Origin of the sequence: Micromonospora sp. NPDC092111, assembly GCF_044755745.1 — a bacterium.
Lineage (GTDB): Bacteria > Actinomycetota > Actinomycetes > Mycobacteriales > Micromonosporaceae > Micromonospora.
In genome coordinates this window covers 927,528-942,715 of the sequence record NZ_JBIVRQ010000001.1, presented here as the reverse complement: position 1 = coordinate 942,715, position 15,188 = coordinate 927,528, and the positions used below count along the sequence as shown (strand labels likewise).

At 73.5% G+C, this 15,188-nt stretch carries 12 protein-coding genes, 1 tRNA gene and 3 pseudogenes; 8 read left to right on the top strand and 8 right to left on the bottom strand.

Translation table 11 applies throughout. The features are described from left to right. Nucleotides 1–875: 875 nt before the first annotated feature. From ACIQG9_RS03945 to ACIQG9_RS03925, 5 genes and pseudogenes are all read left to right on the top strand, one after another. A pseudogene (locus ACIQG9_RS03945) lies at nt 876–1,288 on the top strand (HIT family protein). A 384-nt stretch (nt 1,289–1,672) separates the two neighbouring features. Then, nucleotides 1,673–2,335 (top strand): peptide-methionine (S)-S-oxide reductase MsrA, encoded by a 663-nt coding sequence (gene msrA / locus ACIQG9_RS03940; RefSeq protein WP_400398168.1) that lies wholly within the window; start codon nt 1,673–1,675, stop codon nt 2,333–2,335. Between the two features lie 177 nt (nt 2,336–2,512). Continuing rightward, nucleotides 2,513–3,420, top strand: a pseudogene (locus tag ACIQG9_RS03935) (M20/M25/M40 family metallo-hydrolase). Between the two features lie 349 nt (nt 3,421–3,769). Beyond that, nucleotides 3,770–4,699: a ribonuclease Z gene (locus tag ACIQG9_RS03930; RefSeq protein ID WP_400398166.1), complete on the top strand. Its 930-nt coding sequence runs from the start codon at nt 3,770–3,772 to the stop codon at nt 4,697–4,699. Further along, nucleotides 4,696–5,205 carry a GNAT family N-acetyltransferase gene (locus tag ACIQG9_RS03925; RefSeq protein ID WP_400398164.1) on the top strand — a complete coding sequence of 170 codons (510 nt, stop codon included), beginning with the start codon at nt 4,696–4,698 and terminating at the stop codon, nt 5,203–5,205. The genes ACIQG9_RS03930 and ACIQG9_RS03925 overlap by 4 nt, the downstream gene beginning before the upstream one ends. A gap of 88 nt (nt 5,206–5,293) precedes the next feature. Here the strand turns inward: ACIQG9_RS03925 and ACIQG9_RS03920 are convergent, their stop codons facing one another. Next, nucleotides 5,294–6,664 carry a cystathionine beta-synthase gene (locus ACIQG9_RS03920; protein WP_400398162.1) on the bottom strand — a complete coding sequence of 457 codons (1,371 nt, stop codon included), beginning with the start codon at nt 6,662–6,664 and terminating at the stop codon, nt 5,294–5,296. Nucleotides 6,665–6,741: 77 nt separating this feature from the next. Then, nucleotides 6,742–7,098 (bottom strand): YkvA family protein, encoded by a 357-nt coding sequence (locus ACIQG9_RS03915; protein WP_400398160.1) that lies wholly within the window; start codon nt 7,096–7,098, stop codon nt 6,742–6,744. A 182-nt stretch (nt 7,099–7,280) separates the two neighbouring features. Between ACIQG9_RS03915 and ACIQG9_RS03910 the strand changes: the two are divergent. From ACIQG9_RS03910 to ACIQG9_RS03900, 3 genes and pseudogenes are all read left to right on the top strand, one after another. Continuing rightward, nucleotides 7,281–8,410, top strand: a pseudogene (locus ACIQG9_RS03910) (SGNH/GDSL hydrolase family protein). Beyond that, nucleotides 8,407–9,210 carry an SGNH/GDSL hydrolase family protein gene (locus tag ACIQG9_RS03905; RefSeq protein WP_400398159.1) on the top strand — a complete coding sequence of 268 codons (804 nt, stop codon included), beginning with the start codon at nt 8,407–8,409 and terminating at the stop codon, nt 9,208–9,210. Before ACIQG9_RS03910 ends, ACIQG9_RS03905 begins: the two are co-directional and overlap by 4 nt. 120 nt (nt 9,211–9,330) lie before the next feature. Then, complete coding sequence (locus ACIQG9_RS03900) at nt 9,331–10,593, top strand: acetyl-CoA C-acetyltransferase (protein ID WP_400398157.1); 1,263 nt, start codon at nt 9,331–9,333, stop codon at nt 10,591–10,593. Nucleotides 10,594–10,636: 43 nt separating this feature from the next. Here the strand turns inward: ACIQG9_RS03900 and ACIQG9_RS03895 are convergent, their stop codons facing one another. From ACIQG9_RS03895 to ACIQG9_RS03870, 6 genes are all read right to left on the bottom strand, one after another. Next, nucleotides 10,637–10,957: a hypothetical protein gene (locus ACIQG9_RS03895; RefSeq protein ID WP_400398155.1), complete on the bottom strand. Its 321-nt coding sequence runs from the start codon at nt 10,955–10,957 to the stop codon at nt 10,637–10,639. A gap of 27 nt (nt 10,958–10,984) precedes the next feature. Continuing rightward, nucleotides 10,985–11,740 (bottom strand): Bax inhibitor-1/YccA family protein, encoded by a 756-nt coding sequence (locus ACIQG9_RS03890; protein ID WP_400398153.1) that lies wholly within the window; start codon nt 11,738–11,740, stop codon nt 10,985–10,987. A 170-nt stretch (nt 11,741–11,910) separates the two neighbouring features. Further along, nucleotides 11,911–12,732: a Bax inhibitor-1/YccA family protein gene (locus tag ACIQG9_RS03885; RefSeq protein WP_400398152.1), complete on the bottom strand. Its 822-nt coding sequence runs from the start codon at nt 12,730–12,732 to the stop codon at nt 11,911–11,913. Between the two features lie 112 nt (nt 12,733–12,844). Further along, a tRNA-Leu gene (locus tag ACIQG9_RS03880) sits at nt 12,845–12,925 on the bottom strand. 210 nt (nt 12,926–13,135) lie between these two features. Then, nucleotides 13,136–14,524: an NAD(P)/FAD-dependent oxidoreductase gene (locus ACIQG9_RS03875; protein WP_400398150.1), complete on the bottom strand. Its 1,389-nt coding sequence runs from the start codon at nt 14,522–14,524 to the stop codon at nt 13,136–13,138. A 52-nt stretch (nt 14,525–14,576) separates the two neighbouring features. Further along, nucleotides 14,577–15,137: a hypothetical protein gene (locus ACIQG9_RS03870; RefSeq protein WP_400398789.1), complete on the bottom strand. Its 561-nt coding sequence runs from the start codon at nt 15,135–15,137 to the stop codon at nt 14,577–14,579. Between the last annotated feature and the right edge of the window lie 51 nt (nt 15,138–15,188).

Below are 15,188 nucleotides of genomic sequence, written 5' to 3'. Positions count from 1 at the left end.
ACGTTAGTCCGCCGCATTCGGCGGCCGGGCAGAACCCGGCAGCCGATCACACCCGGCCACCGTGCCGCCCGTCCCCACCTCCCCTTCCCCAGCCCCGCCCCACTCCGTCTTCCACCCGTCACCGTTCCACTTCCTGGCTTATTTGTCGCCGCCCCACTTCCTGGCTTTTATCCGTCGCCGCACCACTCCCTACCGCGTCGCCGCTCCACTTCCCTGCCCCGTCGCTGCTCCACTCCTTTCCCCTTCCCCGTCGCCGCTCCTCTGCCCGCCCCGCCCCGCTCCGCTCCGTCGCCGCTCGACGCGACAACGCCACCGTCCGTCCCGACCCGTCGCCGCTTGACCGGACAGCGCCACCACTTCCCGTCCTGTCGTCGCTTGACCGGACAGCGCCACCACTTCCCGTCCTGTCGTCGCTCGGCCTGACAGCGCCACCAACCCGTTGCCTCTCGGCCGAGCACTCGCCGTCGCCGCCCGCCTGCACGGCGGGAACCACCTTCGGGTGCACTTGTTGTCGCTAAAGCGACAACAAGTGCACCCAGAGCGCCAAGCGGCAGGCGGCCGGGGGCGCGCAGGTGGGCTGCCGACGAACGAGGCACGCGGGCGAACGGTCGGCGAGGCCAGGAGCGGAGGCGACGCTCGGCGCAGGCGGCAGGCGGCGGCGGGGAGCGAGCAGGAAGCGGCATACAGCAAGCAGGGGGAAGCGGCAGACGGGGGCGGGAAACGGCGGCGAGCGGCGAGCGGCGGCGGGCGGCGGGCGAGCGGCGGGCGAGCGGCGGGCGAGCGGCGGGCGGGCGGCGGGCGGGCGGCGGGCGGGCGGCGGGCGGGCGGCGGGCGGGCGGCGGGCGGCGGGCGGCGGGCGGCAATAGGCTGCCCGGGTGAGTGGGTGCGTGTTCTGTGGGATCGTGGCGGGTGAGGTGCCGGCGTTCCGGGTGGCCGACGAGCCGGACGGGGTCGCCTTCCTGGACACCCGGCCGGTATTCAGAGGGCACCTGCTGGTGGTGCCCCGCGCCCACCTGGTCACCCTGTCCGACCTGCCGGCGCTGGCCCTGCCCGCTACTTCCGGCTGGTACAGCGCCTGGCGGTGGCGGTGGAATCCGGTCTGGGGGCCGGCGGCACGTTCGTGGCGTTGAACAACCGGGTGTCGCAGTCGGTGGCACACCTGCACACGCACGTGGTGCCGAGGACGAAGGGTGACGGCCTACGCGGCTTCTTCTGGCCCCGCACCCGCTACACCGACGACACCGAGGCCGAGTCCTACGCCGCCCGCATCACCGCCGCCCTCACCTAACTGCGCACCCCACCCCGGCCCCGCACCCTGACACCCTGGCTCCCCGCGCGCCCGGCCCCGCACCCTGGCACCCCGCGCACCCGCGCCCGGCCCTGCACCCCCTGGCACCCCGGGCACCCCGCACCTCCCGAGCACCCGGAGCACCCGGAGCACCCGGACCCTGACACGGACACGGACACGGACACGGACACAGACACAGACACGGACACGGACATTCCACGCCCGGCCCCCACACCCGCCCCCGGCACCCGCGCCCGGCGTCGCCCGCCTGTCTCGGGGCGTCGGGATCCGCCGGGCGGGACGGGCGAGAGGCGCGGCCCAGCGGGTAAGGAAGTCGGGCCGACTCGCGTTGCACGCGGGGAGAGGTACGAGAGGAGTCCCACCGTGTTCCTTCGCCGCATGAAGGCCGAGTTGCCCACTCCCGACCAGGCCCTGCCGGGTCGCCCGATCGCGATGCCGATCGGTGACCGGCACGAGGTGCTGGCGTCGTCGCTGAAGGGTCCGTTCCCGGAGGGAGCTCAGGTCGCGGTCTTCGGCATGGGCTGTTTCTGGGGTGCCGAGCGGCTGTTCTGGACCCTGCCCGGGGTGCTGACCACCTCCGTCGGCTACGCGGGCGGCGTCACGCCGAACCCGACGTACGAGGAGGTCTGTTCGGGGATGACCGGGCACGCCGAGGTGGTCCAGGTGGTCTACGACCCGGCCCTGATCAGCTACGAGGATCTGCTCAAGGTGTTCTGGGAGAACCACGACCCAACCCAGGGCATGCGTCAGGGCAACGACGTCGGCACCCAGTACCGCTCGGCGATCTACACCAGCACCGAAGAGCAACTGGCCACCGCGCAGGCGTCCCGGGACGCGTTCGCGCCGATCGTGGCGCGGGCCGGCAAGGGTGAGATCAGCACGGAGATCGCGCCGTTGGGCGACTACTACTTCGCCGAGGACTATCACCAGCAGTACCTTGCCCCGACGAAGAACCCGAACGGCTACTGCAACCACGGCCCGAACGGGTTGAGCTGCCCGGTGGGCGTGGCCCGTACCGCCGGCTGAGGCAGACCGACCGAGCGCCTCAGGCCCGGCACCGAGTATCGGTGCCGGGCCTGCCGGGCCCAGGAGCGCACCGCCGAGGCGGACCGGCCGGTCCAGGAGCGGGATCGTCGGGCTGCTCTTCCCCGGCACCCGTGCCCCCCGGCGGCTGTGGACCCCGGCCGGGCCCGGAGGGGGCGCGTGAGCCCCACGCCACTGGACATCGACCTGGACTACCTGCGCCAGGTGTTGGTGGAGCTGCTGGAGATCCCGAGCCCGTCGGGGCGTACCGACCACGTGCAGCAGTACGTGGGGGAACGCCTCTCCGCGCTGGGGATCTCCTCCACGCTGACCCGGCGCGGGGCGTTGAGCGCCTGCCTGCCCGGTCCCCGGCAGACCGGCGCGGACCGGGCGATCGTGGTGCACACCGACACCATCGGCGGGATGGTCAAGCGGCTCAAGGAGAACGGCCGGCTGGAGCCGAAGTCGATCGGCACCCACAGCGCCCGGTTCGCGGAGGGCGCCCACGTGCGGATCTTCACCGACGACCTGGAGCGGATGATCACCGGCCAGGTGCTGCCGCTCAAGGCGAGCGGGCACCGCTACAACGACGACGTCGACCTCCAGGGCGTCGGCTGGGCGCAGGTCGAGGTCCGGGTCGACGAGCCGGTGGAGGACGTCGCCGGGCTGGGCGACCTCGGCATCGACGCCGGCGACTTCGTCGCGCTGCTGCCCGACCCGACGGCCACCCCGAGCGGGTACGTCAAGTCCCGGCACCTGGACGACAAGGCCGGCGTGGCGGCGGTGCTGACCGCGTTCAAGGCGATGGTCGACGCCGGGGTCACCCCGGCGGTCACCGCGCACCTGCTGGTCAAAGTCACCGAGGAGATCGGCCACGGGGCCAGCCACGGCCTCGACCCGGACGTCGCCGAGATCGTCTCGGTGGACGCGGCGGTGGTCGCCCCCGGGCAGCAGTCCCGGGAGCACGCTTCCCGGAGTGGGACGCCGAGCCGGCGGGTGACCTGGCCGATTTTCCGTCCCTGGCGGTGCAGCCGGCCAACGAGGACGGCCCCCGCGAGGACCCGATCGGCATCGTCGAGCCCTCCTGACGCCCCGGACCGGGCGTCCTGGCCAGGGCGGATGATTCCGGCCCGCCCGGTGATCTAAATCCGTTGCCGCCGCCCCGGGGAAGTGGATAGCGTGGCGGTACACGGGAAAGGAGGTGGTCCAGACTTGTATAGCAATCGGACTCGTGAGGTGGCTGTCCGCTAGCCGCTGTCCTCGACAGTGAAACCGTCCGCCGCGAGGCGGGCAAAGATGCACCATCGTCGAGACCGTGTGGCAGCGGTGCGGCGAAACCACGACAGCCATCCGACCCCCGGGGTGCCGGCCCAGTCCAGCCGGCCCGCGCGCGAGCGCGGAAGCCCCGGGGGTCGCTTCAGCTCCGGGGAGAGTTCCGTGTCCATGCGTGAGCTGGTGGTGCTCGGCACGGCCAGCCAGGCACCCACCCGGCGGCGCAACCACAACGGGTACGTGCTGCGCTGGGACGACGAGGTCATCCTCTTCGACCCGGGCGAGGGCACCCAGCGGCAACTCCTGCACACCGGGGTCACCGCCACCGACCTGACCCGGATCTGCGTCAGCCACTTTCACGGCGACCACTGCCTCGGCCTGCCCGGCACCATCCAGCGGCTCTCCCTGGACCGGGTGCGACACCCGGTGGCGGTGCACTTCCCGGCCGGCGGGGCCGAGTACTTCGCCCGGCTGCGGCACGCCAGCTCCTTCCACGAGACCGCCGAGCTGGCCGTCGCGCCGATCGAGGCCGACGGGCAGCGGATCACCCTCGGTGTCGGCACGCTGGAGGCCCGCCGGCTGCGGCACCCGGTCGAGACGTACGGCTACCGGCTGGTCGAGCCGGACGGCTGCCGGATGCTGCCGGAGCGGCTGTCCGCGTACGGGATCGCCGGGCCGGCGGTGGGCGAGCTGCTGCGCGCCGGGCACCTGGAGGTCGGCGGACGCCGCGTCACCCGGGACGAGGTGAGCGTGACCCGACCGGGGCAGCGGTTCGCCTTCGTGATGGACACCGGCCTCTGCGACGGGGTGTACGCCCTGGCCGAGCACGCCGACCTGCTGGTCATCGAGTCGACGTTCCTGGCGTCGGAGGCGGCGCTCGCCGCCGAGGTCGGCCACCTGACCGCCGGCCAGGCCGCCCGGGTGGCGGCCGAGTCGGGGGTACGCACGCTGGTGCTCACCCACTTCTCCCAGCGGTACGCCGACCCGGGTCGCTTCCACGACGAGGCCCGGGAGCACTTCGCCGGCGACCTGGTGATCGCCGACGACCTGATGACCGTGCCGGTCCCGCCCCGGCGGGTAGCCTCGGCCGGGTGACCGTCACGTTCCGTCCCGCCACCGTCGCCGACCTGATGCCGGTGGGGGCGCTGCACCAGCGATCCCGGGTGGCGGCGTACTCGTCGTTCCTGCCGGCGGAGGCGCTGGCCGAGCCGACCGAGCAGGCGATGGGCGGCTACTGGGTGGAACGCTGGGCCTGGGAGCGCGACGACCACCGGATGACGGTCGCCGAACGGGACGGCCGGTTGATCGGCTTCAGCTACCTGGGGCCCGACGACGAGGGCGACCCGACGACCGGGCTACTCAACGCCATCCACCTCGAACCGGCCGAACGGGGCCGGGGCACCGGCCGGGCGCTGATGTCCGACGCGCTGGCGGCGATGCGGGCGCGGGGCTGGTCCGGGGCGGTGCTCTGGGTGCTGCGGGACAACACACCGGCCCGGCGGTTCTACGAGCGCGGCGGCTGGTCGGCCACCGGCGCGGCCCGCGACGAGCGGATCGGCCCGGCGTACGTCCCGCAGCTCCGCTACGCCCGGCCGCTCTGAGCGCCGCGCCCGGCCGAGCCGGCCAGTGGGGCGGACGCGACGAGGGGCCCCTCCCTGCGGAAGAGGCCCCTCGTCGGGATCCGTCGGGTCAGTGCGCGCCGAGGTGGGCGAGCAGGTCCTGCCGGGTCAGTACGCCCTTGGGCTTGCCGTCCACCAGCACCAGCGCGGCGTCGGACTTCTCCAGCAGGCCGACCGCCTCGCTCACCGGCTGCCCGCCACCGATCATCGGCAGCGGCGCGCCCATGTGCCGTTCGAGGGTGTCGTGCAGGTGCGCCTGCCCGGTGAAGAGGGCGTCGAGCAGGTCCCGCTCGGCGATCGAGCCGGCCACCTCACCGGTGACCACCGGCGGCTCGGCCTTGAGCACCGGGAGCTGGGAGACGCCGTACTCGCGCATGTAGTCGATGGCGTCCCGGACGGTCTCGGTCGGGTGGACGTGCACCAGCTCGGGCAGCCCACCCGGCTTGCTCGCCAGCGCGTCCGCCACGGTCGGCTCGCTGCCGGAGTGCTCCAGGAAGCCGTACCGGGCCATCCAGTCGTCGTTGAAGATCTTCGACAGGTAGCCCTTGCCGCTGTCCGGCAGCAGCACCACGACCACGTCGTCGGGCCCGGCGGCGCGGGCCACCTCCAGCGCGGCCACCACGGCCATTCCGCAGGAGCCGCCGACCAGCAGCCCCTCCTCGCGGGCCAGTCGCCGGGTCATCTCGAAGGACGACTTGTCGGAGACCTCGATGATCTCGTCGGCGACGCCCCGGTCGTACGTCTGCGGCCAGAAGTCCTCACCGACGCCCTCGACCAGGTACGGCCGGCCGGTGCCACCGGAGTAGACCGAGCCCTCCGGGTCCGCGCCGACGACCTTCACCCGGCCGTCGGAGGCCTCCTTCAGGTAGCGGCCGATGCCGGAGATGGTGCCGCCGGTGCCGACGCCCGCGACGAAGTGGGTGATCTCCCCCTCGGTCTGCTTCCACAGCTCCGGGCCGGTGGTCTCGTAGTGCGAGCGCGGGTTCGCCGGGTTGCTGTACTGGTCGGGCTTCCACGCGCCGGGGATCTCCCGGGCCAGCCGGTCGGAGACGTTGTAGTAGGAACGCGGGTCCTCCGGCGCGACGGCGGTCGGGCAGACCACCACCTCGGCGCCGTACGCGCGCAGCACGTCCTGCTTGTCCTGGCTGACCTTGTCCGGGCAGACGAAGACGCACTTGTAGCCCTTGAGCTGGGCCACCAGGGCCAGGCCGACGCCGGTGTTGCCGCTGGTCGGCTCGACGATGGTGCCCCCGGGCTTCAGGATGCCCGCGGCCTCGGCGTCCTCCACCATCCGCAGCGCGATCCGGTCCTTCACCGAGCCGCCCGGGTTGAGGTACTCCACCTTCGCCAGCACGGTCGCCCGGATGCCCTCGGTGACGTTGCGCAGCCGCACCAGCGGGGTGTTGCCGATCAGGTCGACGACGTTGTCGTAGTACTGCACCTCGTTGTGCCCTTCGTTGCGGCGCCGGCGACGGCGGCCTGGCAGACGTGTTCGTTCGACGCCCAGGGTACGTCCCGTCAGGGGATCACCTGTCCCGGGACCACGGAGCTGCGGTGTGCCTCCCACTCCAGGAAGCGCTGGGTCTCGGCGAGCACGCTGCCGGCCAGCCAGGTGACCATGACCGCGTCGTCGGCCAGGCCGAAGATCCCCAGCGGGAACTCCGGGATCAGGTCGATCGGCGAGACGATGTACGCCGTCGCTGCGGTCATCAGCGCGATCCGCAGCCCGCCGTCGTACTCGCCCCGGGCGGTGGCCCGGATCATCCGGGGCAGCGCCGCCAACCGGGTGCCCAGCGACGGGCCACCCCGGGCCCCGGCCGCCAGCGCCCGGGCCAGCGCGGTGAAGGCCGCGCTCCGCTTCAACGTCTTACCCATCGTGTCAAGCCCCTCTCCACCGAACAGCGTGACGCCCCGGCGCAAGCCGTCGTCACCTGCGGCGGCCCGGCCGCGCGCCGTGGCCCGTCACGGGACGGGGTACCCAGAACCGCCGTCGCCCAGCCATGAACTGGGCTTCCTGACGGAAGCGGGGTGTCGTTCCGGCGCGATAATGTCGCGGTATGGGGGTGGCTGGTTCCGTCGTACCTGTTGGTCCGCGCTGGCAACGCGCCCGGCAGATCGTCCGGATGGCGGCGATCGGCACGGGTGCCACCGCGGCGGCCTTCGCCGCGACCGGCGGGGTGCTGCTCGGCCAGGCACGGCAGGCCCGCCGCACCATCCCGATGGCGGAGGCGCCGCCGCCCCGCTGCGACGGCCTCTACGGTGCCAAGATCCCCGGGTCGGCGCTGACCATGGTGATCCTCGGCGACTCCTCGGCGGCCAGCTACGGCGTGCTGCGCCGCCGGGAGACCCTGGGTTCGCTGCTGGCCACCGGGCTGTCCCGCCGGCTGCACCGGTCCGTCCGGGTGCGCCGGTTCGCCGTGGTCGGCGCGCTCTCGGCCGGGCTCAGGCCGCAGGTCGAGGCGGCGCTGGAGTGCGCACCGGACGTGGCGGTGATCCTGGTCGGCGGCAACGACGTCACCAACCGCACGCCGCCCACCGTGGCGGTCCGCTACCTGGTGGACGCGGTCCGCACGCTGCGCGCCGCCGGCTGTGAGGTGATCGTCGGCACCTGCCCCGACCTGGGCGCGATCCAACCCATCCAGCCTCCGCTGCGCTGGCTGGCCCGGCGTTGGAGTCGGCAGCTCGCCGCCGCCCAGACGGTCGCGGTGGTCGAGGCGGGCGGCTGGACGGTCTCCCTCGGCGACATACTCGGCCCCCGGTTCGCCGCCGAGCCGACCCGGATGTTCGCCTGGGACCGGTTCCACCCCTCCGCCGAGGGCTACGCGGTGGCCGCCGCCGCGCTGCTGCCCACCGTGCTCGCGGCGCTCGGCACCGGCGGGGAGCGCAGGCCGGTGCTGGCCCGGGGCGAGGGGGTACGGTCACTGCCGCAGGCCGCTCAGGAGGCGGCCCGGCACGCCGGCACGGAGGTCAGCGGCATCCAGGTCCGGGGCCGCGACCACGGGCCGTTCGGCCGCTGGGCGCAGCTTCGCCGGCGAGCCTTGTTCGGCGTCGGCCCGGTGCCGCAACCCGGCCCCGCCGACTCACCCCAACTGGAGGGACTGGCATGAGCGAGCGCAACGAGCGAACCACCGGGCGCGACGCCGGACCGGCCCCCACCGACACCGGCCCCCAGGTGGTGACAGCATGACCGGGCGTTCGGCCGGCGCCGCGCTGGCCGTACGGCTGGGCAAGGCCGCGGCCGTCTCCCTGGTCGCCGGGACGATCGGCGGCGCGGCGGTGCTCGCCGGCCAGGCGGTGGCGGCCCGTAACCGCAGCTACGCCCAGCCCGAGCTGGGCCTGGCCCTGCGGGCCACGGTCGGCCGGGCCGGTGCCCCGCCGCTGCGGCTGGTGCTGCTCGGCGACTCCTCGGCGCTCGGCGTCGGGGTGGCCCGGTTCGACGAGACGGTCGGCGGGCAGCTCGCCCACCTGCTGGCCGAGGGTCCGACCGGTCGCCGGGTGCAGCTCTCCAGCGTCGGGGTCTCCGGTTCCCGCTCCACCGACCTGGCCACCCAGGTGGCCCGGGCGCTGCTCGGCGACCGGCCGGACGTGGCGGTGGTGCTGATCGGCGCGAACGACGCCACGGCGATGCGCCGCCCGGCCGAGGCCGCGGCGTACCTCGCCTCGGCGGTACGCCGGCTCCGCGAGGCGCAGGTCGAGGTCGTCGTCGGCACCTGTCCCGACCTGGGCGCGGTGCGGGCGGTAGCCCCGCCGCTGCGGCAGGTGATCGGCTGGTCCGGCCGGCGGATCGCCCGGGCGCAGACCGCCGCCGTGCTCGACGCCGGTGGCACGGTGGTCGAGTTGGGCGCGGAGACCGGGCCGGTGTTCCGGGCCGACGCCGGGACGCTGTGCCACGACGGCTTCCACCCGTCCGCCGACGGTTACCGGGTCTGGGCGCACGCCCTGCTGCCGGCGGTCGCCGCCGCCGCCAACGTCGCCTCCCGCCACTGATCCGCCCCGCCGGCCGCCCCGATCCGGGCGGCCCGCCCGCACCGACCGCCGCGCCGGGGTGACATTTCCCGCCGGGCGGCCCGCTTCCGCGCCAAGTTACCGGCGAGTTAACGTTGGTTCATGCCGATTGAGTCGTCCCGCGACGCCGTCATCGTCGCCACCGCCCGGTCCCCCATCGGCCGCGCGTTCAAGGGTTCCCTGCGCGAGGTCCGCCCGGACGACCTCGCCGCCACCATCGTCCAGGCCGCGCTGGACAAGGTCCCCGGGCTCGACCCGACCACGATCGACGACCTCTACCTCGGGTGCGGGCTGCCCGGCGGCGAGCAGGGCTTCAACCTGGCCCGGGTGGTCGCCACCCTGATGGGCCTGGACGGCCTGCCCGGCGCCACGCTGACCCGCTACTGCGCGTCGTCGTTGCAGACCACCCGGATGGCGATGCACGCGATTCGGGCCGGCGAGGGCGACGTCTTCGTCTCCGCCGGGGTGGAGATGGTGTCCCGGTACGCCCGGGGCAACTCCGACACCCTGCCACCGGAGGCGCAGGCCCTGGTCGGCGGCGGCTGGGAGAACCCCCGGTTCGCCGACGCCCACGAGCGGTCGAAGGCCCGCGCCCAGGGCGGCGCGCCGACCTGGACCGACCCGCGCGAGGACGGCCAGCTCCCCGACGTCTACCTGGCGATGGGACAGACCGCCGAGAACCTCGCCCAGGTCCACGACGTCACCCGGGAGGACATGGACGCGTTCGGCGTACGCAGCCAGAACCTCGCCGAGAAGGCGATCGCCGACGGCTTCTGGGCCCGCGAGATCACCCCGGTCACCACCCCGGACGGCACCGTGGTCGGCACCGACGACGGCCCGCGTCCCGGGGTCACCCTGGAGGCGGTGGCCGGCCTGAAGCCGGTGTTCCGCCCGGACGGCCGGATCACCGCCGGCAACTGCTGCCCGCTCAACGACGGGGCCGCCGCCGTGGTGGTGATGAGCGCCCAGCGGGCGGGGGAGCTGGGGCTCACCCCGCTGGCCCGGATCGTCTCCACCGGCGTCACCGCCCTGTCGCCGGAGATCATGGGGCTCGGCCCGGTCGAGGCGTCGAAGCAGGCCCTCGCGCGGGCCGGGATGACCGTCGCCGACGTGGACCTGGTCGAGATCAACGAGGCGTTCGCCGCCCAGGTGATCCCCTCCTACCGGCAGCTCGGCATCCCCGAGGAGAAGGTCAACGTGATGGGCGGCGCGATCGCCGTCGGCCACCCGTTCGGCATGACCGGCGCCCGGATCACCGGCACCCTGCTCAACGCCCTGGAGTGGCACGACCGGACCATCGGACTGGAGACCATGTGCGTCGGTGGCGGCCAGGGCATGGCGATGGTCCTCGAACGGCTGAGCTGACCGGGACGCCGGGCCCGACCTGACGGCGGTGGTGGGCCGGGGCTCAGAGCACCGAGCGGGTGGCCGCCACGGTGGCGGCGGCCCCGGCCAGCACCGGCTCCGGCGGGCCGGCGGCGACCAGGTCCGCCGCGACCACCCGGAGCTGGTCGGGCAGCGCCAGCGGGTTGACCGACCGGGGTACGTCCCGACGTGGCTGGCCCTCCGCGTCCGCCGCCAGGTCGGCGATCTCCTGCACCAGCTTGTGCACCAGGTCGGCGCGGGACACGTTGCCACCCTCGGCGCTCGCCGCCCAGCGCGGCTGCTGCCAGTGCCTCACCTGCCGGACCAGCAGGTCCACCGCCCGGTCCAACTCCGCTGCGCTCATCGTCGGCGAGTCTACGCACCGGCCCGGTCAGCGGCGCACGTAGCTGAGCAGCCGCAGCACCTGCCAGTACAGGAAGACCAGCCCGACCAGCAGGCCGAACGCGCACAGCCAGGCGTACCGGCGCGGCAGGCCGGTACGGACCGACCGCTCGACCATGTCGAAGTCGAGGACGAAGCTGAGCGCGCCCGCGACGATCGCCACCGCCGAGAAGGCGTACGACAGCCAGCCGACGTCCCCGGTGAGGCTGTAGATGTCCAGGCCCCGGCCGCCGGTGACCAGCCGGACGACGAGGTTGGCCACGACGACCGCGAGCAGGCCGAGCAGGGTGCCGACGACCAGCCGGGCCAGTCGCGGGGTGGCCCGGACAACCCGGGCCCGGTAGAGCACCGCCATGCCGAGGAACACCCCGAAGGTGCCGATCACGGCCTGCGCCACGATGCCGGGGTAGACCAGTTCGAACGCCCGGCTGGCCACCCCGAGCAGCAGCCCCTGGAGCAGCGCGTACCCGATGATCGGGGCCGGGTGGGTGAGGCCCCGCAGCGAGATGACCAGCACCAGCGCGATGCCGGCGAGCGCGATGCCGGCCAGCGCGGCGGGGAGCCACACCGCCTGCGGTACGACCACCCACGCCACCGCCGCGGTGACCCCGGTGAGCAGCAGCAGCCCGACGGTACGCGCCACCACGTCATCGACGGTGACCGCCGCCGCGCCGCCCGCCGCCGGCAGCCGGTGCGCCCGGCTGGTGTCGTCCAGCCGGTCCAGTACGGGATTGGCGCTGCGCACCGTCACCTCCTCGCCCGGCGTACCCCTGGTGTCACTCTGCCCCGGACGGCCCGGCGGCGGCGGGCAAACGGCCGGGACGGTCGGACGGCGGTGACCGGGGCGGCGGGGTGGGCAGACGACGGCGCCCGCCGCCGCGGGTCGCGGTGGCGGGCGTCGGGTGCGAAGAACCGTCAGTCGTCGCCCTGGAAGTAGCTGATCAGGCGGAGCAGCTCCAGGTAGAGCCAGACCAGGCTGACCACGATGCCGAACGCGGCCGTCCAGGAATAGCGGGCCGGCAGCCCCATCCGGACGCCGTCCTCGACCTCCTTGAAGCTGAGCACGAAGCTCAGCGCGGCGACCACGATGCAGACCAGGCTGAACCCGATGGCCAGCGGGCTGCCGTCGCGCAGGCCGCTGTTGACCCCGAAGAGGGACAGCACGAGGTTGATCAGCATGACGGCGAAGAGACCCGCCATCACGGCGATCATGCCCTTGACGAACTTCGGGGTCGCCCGGATGACCCGGGCCTTGTAGAGCATGGTCATCACGAAGAAGACGCCGAAGGTGGCCACCACGGCCTGGAGCACGATGCCCTGGTAGGCGGTCTCGTAGACCTTGCTGACCAGGCCGACGAAGGCGCCCTCGACGATCGCGTACGCGACGACCAGCGCCGGGTTGGCGATCCGGGAGAACGAGATGATCAGGCCGAGGACCAGGCCGACCACCGCGGCGCCGATCCAGGCGACGCCGAGCAGCGCGTCCGGCACCATGATCCAGGCGGCTGCGGCGGAGACGCCGAGGATGGCCAGGAGCGCGACGCTCTTGACGACGACGTCGTCGACCGTCATCGTGCCCGACACCGTCGGGGCGACCGGGTACCCGGGCTGCCCCGGATACTGCTGGGGAATGCCGGGCTGTCCGTATCCGGACGGCCCGGGCTGGGCGTACCCGGCGGAACGCTCCCGCTCGGCCGCTTGGCCGAGCCGGGCGAGCACCGGGTTCGAGGTCTTCACTGTCAGGCCTCCCTCAGGGGGTCTCGTCGCACGCAAACGTGCGCTTCCAGGGTAAACGGCCGCGTCCAGGCCGGTACGACCGGGAAGCTGTGGGAAAGCTGAGAGTGTGGGGTGCCCGGGGCGGGGGTCGAACCCGCACGCCTTGCGGCAGCCGCTTTTAAGGCGGCCGTGTCTGCCGTTCCACCACCCGGGCGGGGTGCCGCACCGCGTCGACACGCGACGGTGCAGTGTCACCGTAGCCGTTCCGGGCCGACCCGGCGTACCCCGCGACCGCTGTCGCGGCACGCCCGGACGGCGACCGACCGCGACCCGGCCACCGGCCTGCCCGCGCCGGCCGACCGCCGGGTGATGCCGAAAGCCCCTCCCCGGTCCGGGGAGGGGCTTTCCACGACCGCTGCGGCCGTCAGGCCGCCTTGCGGATGACGGCGATCGGCTGCGACGCCTCGGCGAACTCCTCACGCGGGTCGTGGAGCTGGCCGAGGGCGACCACCTCGCGCTTGAGGAAGAAGGCCAGCGACCAGTCGACCACGACCCGGATCTTGCGGTTGAACGACGGGATCCGGCTCATGTGGTACGTCCGGTGCATGAACCAGGCCGGCCAGCCCTTCATCTTCACGCCGTACACCTGGGCGACGCCCTTGTGCAGGCCGAGGCTGGCCACGCTGCCCGCGTGCTTGTGCTTGTAGTCGACCGGCTCACGACCCCGGACCACGTTGACGATGTTGTCGGCCATCCGGGCCGCCTGCCGCACCGCGTGCTGGGCGCTCGGCGAACAGTAGTTCCCCGGCTCCTTGGTCAGGTCCGGCACGGCGGCGCAGTCGCCGGCGCTCCACGCGCCGTCGACCACCCGGTCGCCGTCCACCACCTGGAGGGTCGGCAGGCAGGTGACCCGCCGCCGCTCGTCCCGGGGGAAGTCGGTCTTGTCGAGCATCGGCGACGGCTTCACGCCGGCCGTCCAGACGATGGTGTCCGACCGGAAGCTGTCGCCGTCGGAGAGCTTCACCACGCCGTCGACGCAGGACTCCAGCCGGGTGTCCAGGCGGATGTCCATGTTCCGCTTCAGCAACTGCTGCACGGTGTAGGCGCCCATGTCCCGGTCGACCTCGGGCAGCACCCGCTGGGTCGCCTCGACCAGCACCCAGCGCATGTCCGCCGGCTCCAACTCCGGGTAGTAGCGCAGCGCGTCCCGGGCCATGTCCTCCATCTCGGCGAGCGCCTCGATGCCGGCGTAGCCGCCACCGACGAACGTGAACGTCAGCGCGGACCGCCGAACGTCCGCATCGGGCGTGACGGCGGCCACGTCGAGCCGGTCCAGCACGTGGTTGCGCAGGTAGATGGCCTCGCCGATGGTCTTGAAGCCGATGCCGTGCTCGTGCAGGCCGGGGATCGGCAGGGTGCGGGACACCGAGCCGGGGGCCACCACCACGTGGTCGTACGGGATCTCCCGGGTCGGGCCGGCGATCGGCTGCACCACCGCGGTCTTCCGGGCGTGGTCGATCCGAGTCACCGTGCCCGCCACGACCTTGCACTTGCGCAACTCGCGCCGCAGCGGCACCACGGAGTGCCGGGGCGAGATGTTGCCGGCCGCCGCCTCGGGGAGGAACGGCTGGTACGTCATGTGCGGCTGCGGGTCGACGACGACGACCTCGGCCTCACGGGAGCTCAGCTTCTTGGACAGGCGCAGAGCGGCGTACAGGCCCACGTGCCCGGCACCCACGACAAGGATCCGCTTCGGATTCACGCCATCTATCTTTCCCCGGGCGGCTCCGCTAATCCCGTTCGAGACCCCCATCTGTGACGGAGCACAACACCTGTGACCTGCACGACGTCCCGTGCGCGTCCCGCTATCTGCGACGCAGCAGCCAGCCCAGCAACCCGCTCAGGCCCACCGCCACCAGCAGTCCGGCCACGGTGGCCGCCTGGAAACCGTCATCCGGGCCGAAGTCCCCCAACCAGGCCAGCAGGACGCCGATCACCGCGCTCGCCAGCACCACCGCACCGGCCCGGCCGAGCCAGCGCAGCACCACGTCCGGGTCGACCACCCCGTCGTACGGCAGCACCGCGACCAGCGCGCAGAGGGTGTGCGCCAGGTAGAGCAGGGTCGCCACGGCCAGCAGCCGCCACAACGCGATCGGCCGGTCGTAGCCGGCCGACGCGATCACCCAACCACCGACCGTGACCAGGGCGGCGAAGGTGGGCCACACCCGGCGCGGGGCCGTCGCCGGCAGCACCGCCACCACCGTCAGCAGCAGCAGCGACCGGCCGCTGAACATCTGCACCGGGTACGCCAGCAGCAGGCCCGACAGCGTCACCAGGAAGACGCCACCGCGGACCAGCAGCGGGACCAGAGCCACCCGGTTCACGGCCGTCCGCAGCGCCCGGACCCGCTCGGTGAGCTGACCCACCATGCTGCTCACCGCCAGCCGTCCTCGGTCGCGGCGGCGGGCACCGCGTTC

Coding starts and splice junctions, on each gene's coding strand:
- ACIQG9_RS03915 (WP_400398160.1), bottom strand. CDS start 7,098: ATGGGTAAGACGTTGAAGCGGAGCGCGGCCTTCACCGCGCTGGCCCGG.
- ACIQG9_RS03905 (WP_400398159.1), top strand. CDS start 8,407: ATGACCGGGCGTTCGGCCGGCGCCGCGCTGGCCGTACGGCTGGGCAAG.
- ACIQG9_RS03900 (WP_400398157.1), top strand. CDS start 9,331: ATGCCGATTGAGTCGTCCCGCGACGCCGTCATCGTCGCCACCGCCCGG.
- ACIQG9_RS03895 (WP_400398155.1), bottom strand. CDS start 10,957: ATGAGCGCAGCGGAGTTGGACCGGGCGGTGGACCTGCTGGTCCGGCAG.
- ACIQG9_RS03875 (WP_400398150.1), bottom strand. CDS start 14,524: ATGGGGGTCTCGAACGGGATTAGCGGAGCCGCCCGGGGAAAGATAGAT.